Source organism: Streptococcus sp. 20925_1_77, from assembly GCF_041432125.1.
Taxonomy (GTDB): domain Bacteria; phylum Bacillota; class Bacilli; order Lactobacillales; family Streptococcaceae; genus Streptococcus.
Genome location: NZ_JAPVZB010000002.1, coordinates 131,996 through 149,245 on the forward strand (window position 1 = coordinate 131,996; position 17,250 = coordinate 149,245).

At 40.9% G+C, this 17,250-nt stretch carries 17 protein-coding genes; all 17 read left to right on the forward strand.

Annotated features, from left to right (window positions below; all coding sequences use genetic code 11):
* Positions 1 to 5: 5 nt before the first annotated feature.
* The 17 genes from O3626_RS01935 (at position 6) to O3626_RS02015 (ending at position 17,209) form a co-directional block, all read left to right on the forward strand.
* On the forward strand, positions 6 to 665 hold the full coding sequence (locus O3626_RS01935) for a DNA alkylation repair protein (RefSeq protein WP_371494927.1): 660 nt from the start codon (positions 6 to 8) through the stop codon (positions 663 to 665).
* A 285-nt stretch (positions 666 to 950) separates the two neighbouring features.
* The gene (locus tag O3626_RS01940; protein ID WP_371494929.1) at positions 951 to 1,952 is read left to right on the forward strand and encodes a DUF3137 domain-containing protein; all 1,002 of its coding nucleotides are present in this window, start codon (positions 951 to 953) and stop codon (positions 1,950 to 1,952) included.
* Positions 1,949 to 2,500, forward strand: a complete 552-nt coding sequence (locus O3626_RS01945; protein WP_134974377.1) for a LemA family protein — start codon at positions 1,949 to 1,951, stop codon at positions 2,498 to 2,500. Before O3626_RS01940 ends, O3626_RS01945 begins: the two co-directional genes overlap by 4 nt.
* Before the next feature lie 145 nt (positions 2,501 to 2,645).
* Positions 2,646 to 3,722, forward strand: a complete 1,077-nt coding sequence (locus O3626_RS01950; RefSeq protein WP_371494932.1) for an aspartate-semialdehyde dehydrogenase — start codon at positions 2,646 to 2,648, stop codon at positions 3,720 to 3,722.
* 139 nt (positions 3,723 to 3,861) lie between these two features.
* Positions 3,862 to 4,797 carry a 4-hydroxy-tetrahydrodipicolinate synthase gene (gene dapA, locus O3626_RS01955; protein WP_021153238.1) on the forward strand — a complete coding sequence of 312 codons (936 nt, stop codon included), beginning with the start codon at positions 3,862 to 3,864 and terminating at the stop codon, positions 4,795 to 4,797.
* Between the two features lie 71 nt (positions 4,798 to 4,868).
* On the forward strand, positions 4,869 to 5,207 hold the full coding sequence (locus tag O3626_RS01960; RefSeq protein WP_070594830.1) for an ATP cone domain-containing protein: 339 nt from the start codon (positions 4,869 to 4,871) through the stop codon (positions 5,205 to 5,207).
* A gap of 102 nt (positions 5,208 to 5,309) precedes the next feature.
* Complete coding sequence (locus O3626_RS01965) at positions 5,310 to 6,650, forward strand: ATP-binding cassette domain-containing protein (protein ID WP_371494934.1); 1,341 nt, start codon at positions 5,310 to 5,312, stop codon at positions 6,648 to 6,650.
* A complete protein-coding gene (locus O3626_RS01970) occupies positions 6,640 to 7,467 on the forward strand; it encodes an ABC transporter permease (protein WP_371494936.1) in 828 nt (275 codons plus the stop codon). Before O3626_RS01965 ends, O3626_RS01970 begins: the two co-directional genes overlap by 11 nt.
* 17 nt (positions 7,468 to 7,484) lie before the next feature.
* Positions 7,485 to 8,921: a zinc-ribbon domain-containing protein gene (locus tag O3626_RS01975; protein WP_371494938.1), complete on the forward strand. Its 1,437-nt coding sequence runs from the start codon at positions 7,485 to 7,487 to the stop codon at positions 8,919 to 8,921.
* Between the two features lie 112 nt (positions 8,922 to 9,033).
* Complete coding sequence (gene ylqF, locus O3626_RS01980) at positions 9,034 to 9,885, forward strand: ribosome biogenesis GTPase YlqF (protein ID WP_371494940.1); 852 nt, start codon at positions 9,034 to 9,036, stop codon at positions 9,883 to 9,885.
* Complete coding sequence (locus O3626_RS01985; protein WP_371494942.1) at positions 9,872 to 10,639, forward strand: ribonuclease HII; 768 nt, start codon at positions 9,872 to 9,874, stop codon at positions 10,637 to 10,639. The genes ylqF and O3626_RS01985 overlap by 14 nt, the downstream gene beginning before the upstream one ends.
* 3 nt (positions 10,640 to 10,642) lie before the next feature.
* Complete coding sequence (locus tag O3626_RS01990; protein ID WP_371494944.1) at positions 10,643 to 11,572, forward strand: ROK family protein; 930 nt, start codon at positions 10,643 to 10,645, stop codon at positions 11,570 to 11,572.
* A 60-nt stretch (positions 11,573 to 11,632) separates the two neighbouring features.
* Positions 11,633 to 12,481, forward strand: a complete 849-nt coding sequence (dprA, locus tag O3626_RS01995) for a DNA-processing protein DprA (protein ID WP_371494946.1) — start codon at positions 11,633 to 11,635, stop codon at positions 12,479 to 12,481.
* Between the two features lie 86 nt (positions 12,482 to 12,567).
* A complete protein-coding gene (gene topA, locus O3626_RS02000) occupies positions 12,568 to 14,649 on the forward strand; it encodes a type I DNA topoisomerase (RefSeq protein ID WP_031573190.1) in 2,082 nt (693 codons plus the stop codon).
* A 106-nt stretch (positions 14,650 to 14,755) separates the two neighbouring features.
* Positions 14,756 to 15,433, forward strand: coding sequence for a SatD family protein (locus O3626_RS02005; protein ID WP_371494948.1), 678 nt, complete (start codon positions 14,756 to 14,758; stop codon positions 15,431 to 15,433).
* On the forward strand, positions 15,417 to 16,121 hold the full coding sequence (locus O3626_RS02010; protein ID WP_371494950.1) for a DUF3307 domain-containing protein: 705 nt from the start codon (positions 15,417 to 15,419) through the stop codon (positions 16,119 to 16,121). The genes O3626_RS02005 and O3626_RS02010 overlap by 17 nt, the downstream gene beginning before the upstream one ends.
* Before the next feature lie 131 nt (positions 16,122 to 16,252).
* Positions 16,253 to 17,209: a hypothetical protein gene (locus tag O3626_RS02015; RefSeq protein ID WP_371494952.1), complete on the forward strand. Its 957-nt coding sequence runs from the start codon at positions 16,253 to 16,255 to the stop codon at positions 17,207 to 17,209.
* Positions 17,210 to 17,250 lie beyond the last annotated feature (41 nt).

Consider the following 17,250-nt stretch of genomic DNA (forward strand, 5'->3'; position numbering starts at 1 on the left):
ATCATATGGATACAAAAATTCTTTTGAAATTGTTAGAAGACCAAGTTGATCCAGCGAAAGTCCCAGCAATGGAAGCTTATATGAAAAATAAATTCAGCTTTCTTGGGGTTCAAAAACCAATTCTCAAAAAGATTGAAAGAGATTTTTTTAAGCTTTTCATAAAGGATCCAATTGATTGGGCTTTTGTGGAAGAGTGTTGGCAGCAACCCTACCGTGAGTTCCAATATATTGCTATGGATTATCTGGATAAAAAGAAGAAGGAGCTTATACCTGAAGATTTTCCAAAGCTAAAGGAATTGGCTCAAACCAAGTCCTGGTGGGATAGTATTGATCAGTTGGACCGCATCATCGGAGAGATTACTTTCACATATCCAGAAACCAAACAGGTTATGCTGGATTGGAGTAGGGATCAGGACTTTTGGTTGAGGCGGATTGCCATTGATCACCAGCTTATGAGGAAAGAAAAAACAGATACGGATTTGTTAGAAAAAGTGATCCTCAATAATCTAGGTCAAAGCGAATTCTTTATAAATAAGGCAATCGGCTGGAGTTTACGCAGTTATTCCAAGGTTAATCCGGATTGGGTAGGGGCCTTTATCGACCGCTATCGAGATCAATTGTCACCTTTAAGCATTCGGGAAGGAAGCAAGTACCTACCTTCTTGACAGTTTGTGGATGTTCATGATAAACTAGTTTCATGCGATGAGTCGATTGGCTCTTAGGAGCCTTTTGCGCTGAGGAGGTCTACATTCAATTGTAACGCAGGAGCGGACCTTGAGTAGTTGTGTGAACCGGCTGCTCTCACTGAAAGGTGCCTCGAATCCTGATCTTCGGATCAGGATTTTTTTGTTTCTTCAAAGAATTGAAAACTATTATAATACAATTGCTACAAAGTTACGTTGGTGTTATAATATAGTAAAGTGCCTAATGTCAGAAAGGAGTTGAGTTGATTGGGAGATTTCTATCATTCTAATGATCCAGCATCTACAGACTATTCGCATAAAATTGAAGAGCTTGAAACCTCCAAACAATTTCAGGATGCCATCGGATTGATCCGAGAACAGATGAAGAACAATCTTCAGTGGAATGTTTTGCGATCTTTTGGTATTATTTGCGCCATACTGTCTCTCATCTTATTGCGCTTTGCAGCTGTTCCGTTCATCCTTTTAGTTGCTGGTTTGTATTATTGGCCACAATATAAAAAACGAAAAGCCTTGTTTGGGGATCGAATTCGATCGAACGATGAGATCTATCTTGATGATATCCTGTCGCCTGTATTAAAGGAAGTTTTTCCTAATGCTTCGATCAAAGAGGACGGTTCCATCCCTTCTGAAGCTCTCTCGCATTTATGTCCTCGGTCGACTGATTTTCTATGTTTCAAAGAACTATCGTTTCATGATGACAAAGAGCTAACGGTTTCAAATCTCTATGCCCATCATACGGAGACTCGTTACCGGACGTCCAATGGACATACGAGGACGGAACATGTGGAAGTTACAGATTTCCTTGGACAAGTGTTCTCTTTATGTCTACCGATCAATTTCTCCGGTCATCTTCGGGTTGTGCCAACCAAGAAATCCTTTCTATTTAAGAGGGAGGTGAATGGGGTTTATCCTGGAGCTAGAGGAGATGAAGTTCAGATTGAAACCGAGGATATTCGCAATAACGAGAATTACAATATCTACTGTACAGATGAACTGTCTGCCCGTAAATTTCTCACCCCTAAGATGTTGGAATGGTTTGATCGACAAATTTCTCAAAATGCCATGTGTGTATTTTTGAAAGATAAGAAACTATTTATTTCTTTGTATACCGATCGCTATATCTTTCCGACTCCCCAAAAACCGGAAGATATTGATCAGCTATCCTTGGTATCTGAATATCATAAATTATGCAAAGAACTGGATTTAATTAAAGAAATAACAGCAATTTTTGAAGGAGAAACATCATGAATCTCATTATCGGCTTAATCATATTTGTTGGCCTATTGGCTATTTGGTTTATTAGTGTAGGAAATCGTCTCAATCGTTATCTTGTGACCATTGAAGAATCAAAGAGAACGGTCGATATCGTCCTCGTAAAACGCTATGATACCATTTCGGAAATGCTAAAAGTAGCGAAAGCTTATGCAAAACATGAACAAGACCTTTTTACCGATTTAGTTGCTTTACGCCAAGGAGCGAGCATTCAAGAATCCAACCAAGTCATAACCAATCAAAACGATGTCTTGGCACAAATTCGTGCAGTGGGTGAAAACTATCCAGAGCTCTTGTCTTCTAACCAATTCTTGGCCTTGCAAAAGGAAATTGCTGATGAAAATGAAGATCTTGCTGCAGCGAAGCGAATTGTCAACAGTAATATTAGCCACATCAATCAAGAAATTGTTTCATTTCCGGCGTCTATCGTAGCAGGTGTAAAGGGGATCCATCAAGTTCCATTTCTTACTGAAGAAACACAAGGTAAGAAAGATTTAAGTGATTTGAACTATGATCTTAACTAAAAAGCTATTTATGATTAATAACCATCAAAAGTCCTGGTCTTGTTATCAGGATTTTTTCCTACTGTTGGTACTTTTCATTTATGCCAAAAAATTGTATAATAGTACAAATACTCAATTTTTAGAAAATTTTGAAAGAGGATTTACTATGGGATACACAGTTGCTGTTGTCGGTGCTACAGGTGCCGTTGGTGCTCAAATGATCAAAATGTTGGAAGAATCAACACTTCCAATCGATAAAATTCGCTACCTTGCCTCTGCACGTTCTGCAGGGAAGGTCTTGCAATTCAAGGGTCAAGATGTGACTATTGAAGAAACGACAGAAGATGCCTTCGAAGGCGTTGATATTGCCCTTTTCTCGGCTGGCGGTTCAACATCTGCTAAATATGCACCATACGCTGTGAAAGCAGGCGCAGTAGTGGTGGATAACACTTCTTATTTCCGTCAAAATCCGGATGTCCCATTGGTTGTTCCTGAAGTGAATGCACATGCGCTTGATGCTCATAACGGCATTATCTCTTGTCCAAACTGTTCAACGATCCAAATGATGGTCGCTCTTGAGCCAGTCCGTCAAAAATGGGGCTTGGAACGTATTATCGTGTCTACTTACCAAGCTGTTTCAGGTGCTGGTATGGGAGCTATTCTTGAAACTCAACGTGAGTTGAAGGAAGTCTTAAACGATGGCGTTAATCCACGTGATGTCAAAGCTGAAATCTTGCCTTCAGGTGGAGATAAGAAACACTATCCAATTGCTTTTAACGCTCTTCCACAAATCGACGTCTTCACAGAAAATGACTATACATACGAAGAAATGAAGATGACAAATGAAACCAAGAAAATCATGGAAGATGATAGCATTGCCGTTTCAGCAACTTGTGTGCGGATTCCAGTCTTGTCAGCTCACTCAGAGTCAGTCTACATTGAAACAAAAGAAGTGGCACCAATTGACGAAGTGAAAGCTGCTATTGCAGAATTCCCAGGTGCAGTCCTTGAAGACGATGTTGCTCATCAAGTCTACCCTCAAGCGGTTAATGCGGTCGGTTCACGCGATACCTTCGTTGGACGGATTCGTAAAGACTTGGATGCTGAAAAAGGGATCCACATGTGGGTGGTTTCAGATAACCTCCTTAAAGGAGCTGCTTGGAACTCAGTCCAAATCGCAGAAACTCTTCACGAACGTGGACTCGTACGTCCAACAGCTGAATTGAAGTTTGAGTTGAAATAGGGAGAAAAACAGAAATCAGTAATTCGAAGAGTTTGATTTCTTCCGTAGCTAACTAACAAATCAACTTGTTTTATGAACAGATCATGAGGCAAAGGCAAGCAAGCCCCAGCCTCTTTCTTATATAGAGAAAGGTTTTTCTATGTCTTATCAAGATTTAAAAGATTGTAAAATCATTACTGCATTTATCACCCCCTTCCATGAAGATGGAAGCATTAATTTTGACGCTCTTCCTGACTTGATTGAGCACCTTTTGGCACATCATACAGACGGGATTCTCTTAGCTGGAACGACTGCAGAAAGTCCAACTCTGACCCACGATGAGGAATTGCAACTCTTTGCGGCCGTTCAAAAGATTGTCAATGGTCGAGTGCCTTTGATCGCTGGTGTCGGAACCAATGAAACCCGCGACTCGATTGAGTTTGTTAAAGAAGTGGATGCTTTTGGTGGCTTTGCGGCAGGATTGGCTATCGTTCCTTACTACAACAAACCATCTCAAGAAGGCATGTATCAACACTTTAAAGCGATTGCGGATGCATCTAATCTTCCGATTATTATCTACAATATTCCTGGGCGCGTGGTTGTGGAAATGACGCCTGAAACCATGCTTCGTTTGGCGGAACACCCAAATATCATTGGGGTAAAAGAGTGTACAACCCTTGCTAATATGGCCTATTTGATTGAACACAAGCCAGAAGAATTTCTCGTCTATACAGGGGAAGATGGAGATGCTTTCCATGCGATGAATCTTGGGGCTGATGGAGTGATCTCAGTAGCTTCTCATACAAATGGAGATGAAATGCATGAGATGTTTCAAGCCATTGAACACAACGATATTAAAAAGGCTGCGGCTATCCAACGTCAATTTATCCCTAAAGTCAACGCTCTCTTCTCATATCCGAGTCCAGCTCCTGTCAAAGCCGTCTTAAACTATATGGGCTTTGAAGCAGGGCCAACCCGTTTGCCATTGGTGCCAGCACCTGCAGAAGAAGCGAAGCGGATCATCAAGGTTGTAGTAGATGGGGATTATCATGCAACCAAAGAGATCATTACGGGAGTTCTTCGTCCGGATTATTAATGTCTTAGATTCTTGACAAATCCCCTATTTATTAAGATAATAGAAGTATATTGATAATCAAGGAGAATAAGATGGAAGTCATTAAACGTAGTGGTGAAGTTGTAGAATTTGACCCAGATAAAATCTATCAAGCTGTTTTGAAGGCAGCACAAACAGTTTATGTCTTGACGGATGATCTTCGCCAAAACTTGGCGCAAGTGACCAAGAAAGTTGCCATGGATTTGGAAGAAGCTAAAGTGGAACGTGCGACGATCAGCATGATCCAGTCAATGGTTGAGCACCGCTTACTTGGTGCTGGTTATATTACCATTGCTGAACACTATATTTCTTATCGCTTGCAACGTGATTTGGAACGGAGTGGCTATGGAGACCACATCGCTGTGCATTTGCATTTTGAGCAAATTCGCTAAGCTAGAGTAGTGCTCGCTAGGTAGAGCCATCGTGTTTGAACCACCCTTATAGGGTGGTTTTGACTGTCTAGCCAATTAGTTTATTTCGAAAGGTTTACATGTATGCAAAACCCAACCATCTATACCTATCTCAATCAGGATTTTACAGCTATTCCACTTTTTGATGGATTGAGCGTTGATGGTATCTCTCAAGAAAGCCAGGCAGATTTGCATCTGGCTGATGATTTTCAGTCCCCCTCTAAAGCTGTTTTCCATTTTCTAAACGGTCAATGGTTTCTGGAATGTTTGTCTGGAATGATCGAGGTGGATGGTGTCACCTATCCGAAAAATCAACAAGTTTTATTAAATCACCGTTCCATTATCCATCTTTGTGACGCCGACGGTCATGTTTTTCGCTCAAAATTCATTATTGTTGAAATGCAATCTCTAGAATGGAAGACCATTACAAAAGATGCTTTTCTGATGGATCTGTCCTCGCTTGCTAGGATTGATTGTGCAGTCTTATCGAATCAGTTGGTTGTCCAACTGGGAGAACAGATTATTTACCAAGATCTTCAGGCAGCAACTGCTGATCCATCTGTTTCACCGAGGGAGCGCCAGGACTTTTCTCATTCATCACTAACGATTGCTATTCAAGATGTAACAGTCGGAAATCTCTTAAATCGTAAGACCATCCTCAAGGATATTCAGGTGGAATTTAAACCCAAGGAAATGATCTTAATTCTGGGTGGTTCTGGTGCTGGAAAATCAACCTTTATGGAAGCAGTGACAGGACTTGTTCATTCAAATACCAGTGCTTATTTTAATGGCGTAGATCTGTTAAATGATGGGAAGAAACAAGGGGTCATCACCCTGGCACCTCAATCTCCTGATGAGCATTACCGCATGGAAGACACGGTCTATAAGAATCTCGAAGATGCAGCAAAGCTCTACGGGCCATCCGAATTAGCAGACAATTCTGAACTTCGCAAAGAAGAAGTGCTATCTGTTCTGAAAAAGCTGGATTTGGAATCTGTCAAAGGATCCAAGTGTTCTTCTCTATCTGGCGGACAAAAGAAAAAACTCACGATAGCTATGGAATACATCACGCGCCCCGAAATCCTCTTTATGGATGAGCCGGATTCCGGTGTCGATGGAAGCATGGTTATGGAGGTCATGACCACTTTGAGAGAGATTACAGATGAAGGAAAAATCTTATGTGTCATCACGCATACGCCTGATCGTATTTGTCATCTCTTTAACAAGGTCATGGTGGTCGGAAAGAGTTCGGAAGGCTGTGGTAGACTATGTTACTTTGGCTCCGTAGACAATGCCCTGAAAGTTTTTGCTGCTCAGAGTTTAGAAGAAATCGTCCATAAAATTTCAGGTGCTGAAAATGCAACTCTTGTTGACCAATATGTTCAATGGTTTGAAAATGAAAGGAGAGGTGGCCATGCTGGATAAGAAGCAAGTCTCGATCTATTTTAGAAAATTCCTTCGACTCCTTCTTAACAAAAAATCTCTGTTTTTTGTCTTAGAAGCGATTCTTCTTCCTTTCATCATTTCGATCGCTTTTAATGCCAATGAAGTTTTTGATAAATACCATATTACGAGAACTTCTTCCATTATGTTTATTTCTGCAGCACTCTGGATTGGTCTCTTTAATTCAGTGACCAGTATTTGTAACGAGCGTAAAGTCATCAAGTTTGAGTACCAAATTAAAGGCTTGTCCTTGCCTTCTTATGTGACGGCGCGCGTGCTAACAGAGTTGGTGCTTTGTTTCGCGGAAGCGATCTTAATGATTGGAACCATTGTTGTGCGCTATCCGCGTATCCAAGGAAACAGTAGCCAGATATTCCTTTTTGGGATCACTTTGTTTTTGGTGATCTTTACTTCAGATATGTTGGCCTTATTGATTTCAGCTTTTGTAAAAAAATCATCCCAAGCGATGACAGCCATGCCACTTGTATTGATGGTTCAATTGCTGTTTTCAAATTTTCTCCAATCCTTGGATGAAAAAATTCCATTTTTAGTGTGGATCTCACACGCGACCATTACGAGATGGGGAACGACGGCCTTCTTTCGGATTGCAAACATGAACAATATGGTCCCCTCCCAAGGTCATACTGACTGGCAAGTTTATCAAAAAGATGGGGTAGGAACCTATGCTTATGATCTACTTGCGATTCTTGGAAATTGGGGAGTCTTGCTTGCTTTTGCAGTTCTATTTATAGTCGCAACTTCCCTCGTATTGACTTCTGTCCGTAAGGACGCTCGATAAAAATAAGGAGATGATTTATGAAAAACTGTACCAATTGCCAGGCACCTATCAATGCTGGTGATGCCTTTTGTTCTAAATGTGGAGCTAAAGTTCAAGTAGCTGCCCAAGCTGAACCAAAAGCTGTTGCTTTTCAACCAAAGACAGTGCAATTAGGGCCAAGTCCAAGTCCAACTCAAGCCCCAGCACCTAAAAAACCAAAAAGAAATATGAAAGGAATTTTAGCAGGGATTTTTGTCCTTCTTGCTGTCATTACTGTTGCAGGTTATTTCTTATTAAACCGTAGTAGCAGTGACACCATTAATTTAGAGGACTATGTGAAGCTGGATATTGAAGGGACTGATGGTGAAGGCTATTTTGCCGAGAAGTCGCCTAGTTTGAACAAGGAAAATTTAGATCGGGATATCAAGAAAAAGATAGAAGCAGAAGGCTTGAATACCGAGAGTTCAAACTACAATATCGATCAGCTAGTTTCAAAAGTAAAATTTAGTGTTTATAAAGGCGATGAACTGATCGATGTAAAAGAACGGAAAAACCTAAACAATCACGATAAAATTACGGTCAAATTACTTTACGATAAAAGCGATCTTGAAGACATGATACCTGGCCTTCACTTTACCGGGACATCTGTAACTCAGGAGGCGGATCTTATCCCGCTTGTAGGTTTTGACCCCTTTAAGGGTTTTTATCCAAAGATCAAGGGCATTTCTCCAAATGGAAGTTTATCAAAACCGTCTCAATTTGAAGGAAAAGACCTAGAAATTGTTGCAAAAGCAACCGCTAACTATGGCTTCCCATTTGATTATTATCTGAACGGTAAAGAAGTATCAAGTAATGATCCTATTGCAGTTGGTGACGAAATCGAAATTCGTCTCAATGAAAGTGGTAAAAATGCATTAAAAGCAGATGGTAAAACTGTTGAGAAAGGAAAAGATAGCAAAAAATACAAGGTCACTTTAGCTGATTTTGAGGAAGGGGCTTATGTGACTTCCTTGTCAAAAGTGGATGAGGATACACAAGAAGCCATCTCTAAGAATGTAGAGGATGCAGCAAAGGCCTATGCAGCTGACCGTAATTATAAAGACCTTCCAAAATTTGAAGGGATGGCTTTTGCGGCAATCAAAGATGGAGTTGATTGGGGAGGTACATTTGATTCCAAAATCCCGCAATTGGTCTATGTATACTCTATTACCGATACATCTTATGGTAAATCAAAAACAAGTTATTTTGTCATTTCCAAGATAGCGGTTATTGAACAGGTCGAAAACCATGGAAAAGCCAACGTTCATAAAAAACCTGGAAAAACCATTCAAACCTTTGAGAAAAATGCTAAGAAGTACGATTTCCAAAGCATGTCTGATGAAAATGACTTGAAGAACTACTTTACTAGAAATATCGACACCTATACCTATACAATGGACGATCAATTGAAATCGTTGATAAATTGGACAGAATAGAAGAAAAATGAAGTTACCTAGGTAGCTTCATTTTTTGTATTCTCGTTTAAGGCTGAGAATTCAAGAAAACATGGTATAATAGAAGAGATTGAACTGGAAAGGAATGGAGAACATGGCAACTATTCAATGGTTTCCTGGACACATGTCCAAAGCTAGAAGACAAGTACAAGAAAATTTAAAATTCGTGGATTTTGTGACGGTTTTGGTAGATGCTCGTTTGCCCCTATCAAGCCAAAATCCTATGTTAACAAAAATAGTTGGTTATAAGCCCAAATTAATGATTTTAAACAAGGTAGACTTGGCAGATCCTGTGGCAACAAAAGAATGGCAGGACTATTTTGAGTCTCAAGGGATCAAAACCTTGGCTATCAACTCCAAAGAGCAATCTACGGTAAAGAAGGTCACAGATGCTGCTAAGAGTTTGATGGCCGATAAAATTGCCCGTCAAAAGGAACGGGGGATTCAGATTGAAACCCTTCGGACCATGATCATCGGGATTCCTAATGCCGGGAAATCAACTCTGATGAACCGCTTGGCGGGGAAAAAGATTGCAGTCGTTGGAAATAAACCAGGGGTAACCAAGGGGCAACAATGGTTGAAAACCAATAAAGACCTTGAAATCTTGGATACTCCAGGGATTCTCTGGCCCAAGTTTGAAGATAAAGAAGTGGCTTTAAAGCTCGCCTTAACAGGAGCGATAAAGGATCAGTTGCTTCCAATGGATGAAGTGACCATCTTTGGCCTTAACTATTTTAAAGAGCACTACCCAGCAGTTTTGCAAGAGCGTTTTAAACAAATGGATCTGGAACAAGAAGCTCCTGAAATCATTATGGAAATGACCCAGAAATTAGGATTTCGTGAAGATTACGACCGTTTTTACCAACTCTTTGTTAAAGACGTCCGCGATGGAAAATTGGGACGGTATACCCTTGATCGTGTAGGTGAAATAGATGCCAACGATTAAAGAAGTTAAAGAGCGTTTAGCAATGATTGACGAGCTAGATCATCCCTTATTTGAAGAGTTGATTCTTGATGGTCGAGCAGGCGTTCAAGCGGCTATCAGCAAACGAAAACGCGAACTCCAAAAACAAGTGGATGAAGACTTGCGTTTGGAAAAAATGCTAGCCTATGAGAAAGAACTTTATGCTCAAGGGATTGATCTTATTGCAGGTGTGGATGAAGTGGGACGCGGCCCATTAGCGGGTCCAGTTGTTGCAGCTGCCGTGATCTTGCCGAAAGCTTGTAAGATTCCAGGACTCAACGATAGTAAAAAGATTCCAAAATCCAAACACAAGGAAATCTATGAGGCTGTGCTCCAAAATGCCATTTCGATCGGAATCGGCGTCAAGGACAATCAAGTGATTGATCAGGTTAATATCTATGAAGCTACGAAGCTAGCCATGATGGAAGCTATTGGTCAGCTAGAGCCTCAACCCCAGCATCTTTTGATTGATGCCATGAAGTTAGATCTTCCGATTCCCCAAACTAGTATCATCAAAGGGGATGCCAACTCCTTATCCATTGCTGCAGCATCCATCGTAGCTAAGGTTACTCGGGATCAGATGATGGAAGAGTTTGATCGAGAATATCCAGGTTATGATTTTGCTCAGAACGCTGGCTATGGGACGGCTAAGCATCTGGCTGGCCTCGACAAGCTGGGAGTGACACCTATTCATCGGCGTTCATTTGAACCTATCAAATCAATGTGTGAGGATTAGGCTATGCTATTTACCATCGATATCGGAGGAACCTTTATAAAGTATGGTCTGATGGATGCGGACTATCAATTGGTTCATACAGACAAGATCCCAACACCACCCACGATTGAAGAGTTTTGGCAAGGATTAGAAGAAATCGTTGCTTCTGTACGGGAAGAAATCGAGGGGATCGCCATTTCTTGCCCAGGTGAGATCCAAAAGAGCCTTGGCTTTGTCTTTCGAGGTGGTCTCATCCCATATTTACGCGGAATTCCTCTAGCTAGTAGATTGCAACAAACATTTCAAGTGCCAGTCACTGTTCTCAATGATGGAGAAGCCGCTGGTCTAGCGGAAGCAAGGCTTGGTAACCTAAAAGATTGTCCTTGCGGTGCGACCTTGGTGTTAGGGACAGGAGTTGGCCTTGCTCTTCTTTCTAACGGTGACCTATTGAAAGGTTGGCAACTGACAGAATACATTCGGTCTATTGATAAGGCAGAAAGAACACCAGAAAATCGCCGCTTTCATCGCGAACTCTTTTTGCAAGGCATTTCCAATCTTTTGGAAAACACCGGTTCAGCTGTTCAATTCGTTGAGAAGGCTAGTCACATCTTGAACTTAGAAAAGGCAGATGGTCTAGCTGTTTTCAAAGCTCTTGATCAAGGAGGCCATGAGGAGCTGACATCCTTGTTTCAGGAGTATTGCCATGATATTGCTATTCTGATTTTTAATCTTCAATCTTTGCTCTTGCTTGAGAGGGTGACGATTGGAGGGGGCATTAGTAGTCAACCACTACTGATCGATGAGATCAGTCGACAATACCATGACCTGCTCTCTCAAAAAGGGCATAAACAATTTGAGGCCTTGCCCATCCAAGCGGCTCGCTTCCATAATGAAAGCAACTTGATTGGTGCCGCATCTTACTTTTATTCTTCGACATATCAAAAAAAGTTCTAGAAATAGAGCTTTTTTCTTTTCTTTTTCGAATAAATAAGTGAGAGGAAGTAGAAGGTGACCATGGAGAAATTTGAAATCTTTAAATTAAAAGAAGCCGATTTATCAAATGAGCAAGTCTTGAGAGTCTTGGACTACTGTAGGAAAGAGCAAGTCTTACCAAGCTTAGAAGAGATAGCAAGGATCGCTCGCTGTCGCAGTATTATTCATTTTGTAGACAAATACCGGCAACTGGATGAAGACCATTTACACAAGGAGTTTGAACGGTTCCCATCTCTATCCATTTTTGATCCTGAATACCCTGAGGAATTGCTACAGATCTACAATCCTCCTGTACTCCTTTTTTACCAAGGGGATTTGCAACTGTTAAGCAAACCGAAGATTGCAGTTGTTGGAGCTCGAGAGACCACGCGAGAAGGGGTTCGTTCTGTAGAGAAGATAATTAAGGAACTTGGAAATGAACTGGTCATTGTTAGTGGACTTGCTAAGGGAATTGATGCGACAGCTCATTATGCCAGTATACGAAATGGTGGTAAGACCATCGGAGTGATTGGAACAGGGCTAGATGTCTTTTATCCAAAGAGCAATCAAAGGCTGCAAGCGCATATGGGAGAACACCATCTGATCTTGAGCGAGTATGGTCCAGGGCAGGCACCACTGAAGTTTCATTTTCCTGAGAGAAATCGCATCATTGCAGGCCTCTGTCAGGCTGTGATTGTGGCAGAGGCTCGACTCCGTTCAGGTAGTTTGATTACTTGTGAGCGTGCTATGGAAGAAGGCCGAGACGTTTTTGCTATTCCAGGAAATATTTTAGATGGTAAATCTGCAGGCTGCCATCACTTGATTCAAGAAGGCGCAAAGCTTGTCACATCAGGTCAGGACATTCTTGATGAATTGAAATACGAATTGTGATTTTCCTATAGGAGAAGTTCCTAGTTGACATCTTTCTTAAAATGTATTAAACTCAATGAGATTTATACAATACAGAGGGATAAAACGTGGTAACAAAAAAGAAAAGCAGCACAACCAAGAAAAATTTGGTGATTGTGGAGTCTCCTGCTAAGGCGAAAACAATCGAAAAATACCTTGGTCGTAACTACAAAGTCATGGCTAGTGTTGGCCATATTCGGGATCTGAAAAAATCTACGATGTCTATTGACTTCGACAATAACTATGAACCGGAGTATATCAATATTCGCGGAAAAGGTCCCTTGATCAATGATTTGAAAAAAGAAGCTAAAAAAGCCAAACAAGTCTTTCTCGCAAGTGACCCGGACCGAGAAGGAGAAGCTATTTCTTGGCATTTAGCGCATATTTTGAACTTGGATGCCAAGGAAAAGAACCGCGTGGTCTTTAACGAAATCACCAAGGATGCAGTCAAAAATGCCTTTAAAGAACCGCGCCAAATCGATATGGACTTGGTCGATGCCCAACAAGCCCGTCGTGTCTTGGACCGGATTGTAGGGTATTCCATTTCGCCTATTCTTTGGAAAAAGGTTAAAAAAGGACTTTCTGCAGGGCGCGTGCAATCAGTTGCCCTCAAATTAATCATTGATCGTGAAAATGAGATAAATGATTTCAAGCCGGAAGAATACTGGACCATTGATGGTGTCTTTAAAAAAGGGACTAAGCAATTCCAAGCTAGCTTCTATGGGATTGATGGCAAGAAGATGAAGCTCAACACCAATGAAGAGGTGAAAGCAGTTCTTGAACGCTTAGATGGCAAAGATTTTACCGTTGAAAAAGTTGAAAAGAAAGAACGTCGTCGGAATGCACCACTTCCTTACACCACCTCTTCTATGCAGATGGATGCAGCCAATAAGATCAACTTCCGTACACGCAAGACCATGATGGTCGCTCAGCAATTGTACGAAGGAATCAATATTGGCTCTGGTGTTCAAGGTTTGATTACCTATATGCGTACCGACTCCACTCGGATCAGTCCGGTTGCGCAAAATGAGGCAGCTAACTTTATCGTGGATCGCTTCGGTGAGAAATATTCTAAGCATGGAAGCCGTGTGAAGAATGCTTCTGGTGCCCAAGATGCCCACGAAGCGATTCGTCCGTCTAGCGTCTTCAATACTCCTGAGAGCATTGCTAAATACTTGGACAAAGACCAATTAAAACTCTACACCCTGATTTGGAACCGTTTTGTCGCTAGCCAGATGACGGCAGCTGTCTTTGATACTATGAATGTCCGTTTAGGTCAAAATGGGGTTCAATATACAGCGAATGGGAGTCAGGTAAAGTTTGACGGTTATTTGGCGATTTATAATGATTCAGACAAAAACAAGATGTTGCCGGACATGGTAGAAGGCGATATCGTCAAGCAGGTCAATAGCAAGCCTGAGCAACACTTTACCCAACCACCGGCCCGTTATTCTGAAGCGACCTTGATTAAGACGTTGGAGGAAAATGGAGTAGGTCGCCCTTCAACCTATGCTCCGACGATTGAGACTATTCAAAAACGCTATTATGTGAAGCTGGTAGCTAAACGCTTTGAACCAACGGAATTAGGGGAGATCGTTAATAAACTGATTGTTGAATTTTTCCCAGATATCGTTAATGTGACCTTCACAGCGGAGATGGAAGGGAAACTCGATGATGTCGAACTCGGTAAAGAAGAGTGGCAAAAAGTCATTGATGCCTTCTACAAACCATTCTCTAAAGAAGTCGCCAAGGCTGAAGAAGAGATGGAAAAAATCCAAATCAAAGACGAACCAGCTGGTTTTGATTGTGAAGTCTGTGGCAGCCCGATGGTGATTAAATTAGGACGTTTTGGTAAGTTCTATGCTTGTAGTAATTTCCCAGATTGTCGTCATACTCAAGCCATTGTCAAAGAAATCGGGGTGGAGTGTCCAAACTGTCACCAGGGACAAATCATCGAGCGTAAAACCAAGCGCAACCGTATCTTCTATGGCTGTAATCGCTACCCAGACTGTGAATTTACTTCTTGGGACAAGCCAATCGGCCGGGATTGTCCAAAATGTGGTCATTACTTAGTTGAGAAGAAAGTCCGTGGCGGTGGCAAACAAGTCGTTTGTAGCAACGGTGACTATGAAGAAGAAAAAGTGAAATAAGCTTTTAAATGATTTAATGTCTATTATAACGGCAATTTTTATAAATGTCTGTTATAATAGACATTTTTGTTTTTTTTCGTTATAATAGACATAAGGAGGTGGGCTTATGTATCTTGCTTTGATTGCAGATGTCATTGATTCCAAAATGGTACAAGAACGTCTTGACCTGCAAAAACAGGTAGAAAAAACGCTTCAAAAGATGAACGAATTATTTGGAGATTACCTGGCATCCCGTTTTACTTTGACCTTGGGGGATGAGTTTCAGGCACTTTTAAAAGTGGATGCTCCAGTTTTTCAAATCATCGATACCTTGCGTTCAGAACTAAACCCGACACAGCTTCGTTTTGGAATTGGCTTCGGGGAGATTGTAACAGCTATTGATCCCTTGCAAAGTGTTGGAGCAGATGGTCCAGCTTATTGGAATGCACGCGCAGCCATCAATTTTGTTCATCAGAAAAATGACTATGGCAATACACAGATTTATTTTTCAAGCGGGAAGGAAAACCAAGACTTTTTTGTAAACGCCCTCATTGCTTCTGGAGAGGCCATACGTTCGGGCTGGAGAGAGAGTCAGGAAGAGATCCTGCTCAATCTGCTAAAGAGATCTGTCTATAGTGAAACCTTTAGCCAGCAGGATTTGGCTCAATCGCTAGGGCTTAACCCAAGTGCCTTGTCCAAGCGCTTAAAGAGTAGCAGTATTCGCGTTTATTTACGGGGACGAGCAGCTGCCCTGGCTAGTATACAAAGCACAGTGAAAGGAGAGGAAGATGAGCGGATTGTCTAGTATCGTAGTGAATCCATACTTGATTCTCTTGTTGATTTGTCATTTACTATCAGATTATTATTTTCAAAGCCAAAACATGGCGGATCGTAAGGATCAGGATAAGAAGGTGCTAGGGCTTCACATTTTATATGTAGCTCTGCCTCTGATCGTCGTTTCCTTCTGTCATCTAGATTTGTGGTGGATTTGCTTGGTTATTTTACTGACCCATGCTACAATAGATTTCTTAAAACCGATCGTGCAGAAGCAATTGAAATTACCAAAAGCATGGACTTTTGCATTGGATCAAGTCTTGCATATCGCCATCATTAGCTGTCTAGTCCTTTTAGGAGCGAAGAATGGCACGACCTATCTGCCAATAGACACTTTAAATCTGATTTTTTATGTTCTTCTAGTTGGGAAACCAAGCAATATTTCCTTTAAAATTATGTTTGCTAAGTATCAACCAACCAGCAAGAAGAAAATGGATACGATCACTGGGGCTGGTTCCATGATTGGCTTTTTAGAACGTTTGGTGATTGGCGCTTGTCTCGTCTATGGGCAATTTGCTTCGATCGGGCTAGTCTTTACAGCCAAGTCCATCGCTCGCTACAATAAAATTTCGGAGGATCCAGCCTTTGCGGAGTATTATTTGATTGGTTCCCTATTCAGCATCCTATCTGCCCTCCTAGCAGCCTGGTTGTGTCTATGAATCTGGAAGGATGCTATGTCAAAAAAATAGATAATTTTATAAGATCACCAATCAACTGGAAATTGATCCCTTTAAGATTCTAACTGTAACGAAAATAAGGATTTTGGTTAAATTGCATGCTAGGAGGAGAAATGAAAAGAAAAGCGATTAAGAAAGTAATTAGTGTACTCTTACCTATGCTGACATTATTAATATTGTCATCATGTAACAACGGAGTAGATAATGATTTAGCGAATGCGGCTATATCAAATATTCGTTCCGTAGTAGAAGCTGCAGGGCTAAAAGCGGAAGGATACTCGACAGCTGATACGTTCGGCTATCAGGGATCTCCAATTTACATTGAAGGAACTGAAAAATTTGTTGATGTCTATGTAGATTTTGAAAAAGATTATGTTGAGAAAACTCCAGTCCTCAGATATAATCCGAAACTTAAAGAAGTCGAGAAGAAAATTTTCCTAGGTTTTTCGAAGAAAAAAGTTTATCGCCTAGAAATGGAGTATGTTTCTGGTGATGACAACTATGATAGGCTAGACGAAGCATACAATAAGCTACTTCAGAGCGGTAGCTTGATTTCAATATTTTTAAGCGATGATGCGATTAGGAAACTTTATATTAAAAACTCAATTGAATTGAAGTTCTTTAACTCGAGGTATTCTTTGGTACCAAAAGAAGAATATAGTGGAAATCCAGAAACTTATCTTGAGGAGCAAGAAAAAAGAGAGTCTATTTTAAAAACAGATGTCAAAGAACTCACTCCGTTAATTGAGGACCTAGACCCAAGTAGAGTCAACAATCTTGATGAAGAAACGCTTGTTCGCGATCGAGATCTACTCTTAAAAAGAGTTGCTGATAATCGTTCGACCTTTAGAATTGATATAGACATTGATATAAAAGAGGTACGAAAACAAAACCTACAAGTAACTAATGAAGATATTGAAAATTGGACGGATTCTGATTTTCAATACTTACTTACTCAAATACTTCAAGTTGATAAACTACCTAGGAATACAGAAGTGGGCTTTAGCATTAGTTACGAAGACAAAAATCAGCTGAATGCTTATAGATCATTCAACTTCAAGAAACAATGATTTTCGAAGACATTCAGGAATCCTCCTGTCTGTCTTTTTAC